Annotated in this window: 2 protein-coding genes; both read left to right on the top strand. The window is 43.6% G+C overall.

Annotated elements, in window-relative coordinates; translation table 11 throughout:
- Window positions 1-263 precede the first annotated feature (263 nt).
- Entirely contained in the window at window positions 264-632 is a 369-nt protein-coding gene (locus C228_RS0113015) for a putative holin (RefSeq protein WP_018653018.1), read from the top strand.
- Window positions 633-634: 2 nt separating this feature from the next.
- The coding region (locus C228_RS0113010; RefSeq protein WP_018653017.1) for a transglycosylase SLT domain-containing protein at window positions 635-1004 on the top strand (370 nt) is incomplete at its 3' end.

Below are 1004 nucleotides of genomic sequence, written 5' to 3'. Positions count from 1 at the left end.
ATGATTTGATATATTCCGGTGTCAGTTTGGTTTGTTTCATGGTTTTATCCTTTTATGATTAATGGGTAGATATGTCTGGTCATAAGACTTGCTGTGTGGAGCAAACAGTTGGTAAGTCATTGTTACTCCTTTGTCTTCATGTCAAATTATAACCAAACCTTACCGCACTTTATTCTAGCCGCGTCCAAAATACTTATCTGCTGATAATAGCTACACTCAAAAAGCCTGAATCAACTAATCAATTTTTAACTAAGGAGTATGTTATGAAAGGCTTTTTTCACGCATTAAAACAAGGTCGTTTGTTATCTTGGGTAGTGTCTGCATTGGTATTATTAATTGTTATTGCACTGGTTTCATCGCAGCAGGTTCCAGTGGTGTTGTATAAGCTATCTCTTGTTTCGATTGCCGCTATTATCGGTTACCACTTAGACCGCGCACTGTTTCCGTACGCCAGCCCAGGCGGTTATTTGCAAATTAACTGGAAGCAATATCTAAAAAATCAACGCCAAGCAGAACACGCCGGTCCAGAATATCCGGTTCATAAAGGTTATGAACTTATCTTTGCCATTGTGGTATTGCGCCGCGCATTGATTGTCGGTGCGGTTATGTTAGGCGTTACGTTGGGACTTTAAATATGCGATTTATCCGTCGTTTATTGGTTGTCGTGATGTTGCTTTGCCCACTTGTGGTGCAGGCAGCGCCGCAGGCCGCCAAACCATATCAACGAGAGCTTACCCGTAACAGCCACGCTATTTGGGGTTTAAAAGCCCCGATAGCCCTGTTTGCCGCGCAAATCCATCAAGAATCTCAATGGAATGTAACCGCACTTTCTCATGTCGGTGCGCAAGGTTTAGCGCAGTTTATACCCCAAACCGCCGATTGGATTGCCAACCTTTACCCGGAGCTGGCAAATAACCAACCTTACAATCCTAGCTGGGCATTACGTGCCCTTGTGCGCTATGACTACTGGCTTTATCAACGTATTAGCGCACATACCGAATGTG

The sequence above is a fragment of the Actinobacillus capsulatus DSM 19761 genome (assembly GCF_000374285.1).
GTDB classification, from domain to species: Bacteria; Pseudomonadota; Gammaproteobacteria; order Enterobacterales; family Pasteurellaceae; genus Actinobacillus; species Actinobacillus capsulatus.
The sequence above is the reverse complement of the archived record's forward strand: the minus strand, read 5'-3'. Positions and strand labels throughout refer to the sequence as shown.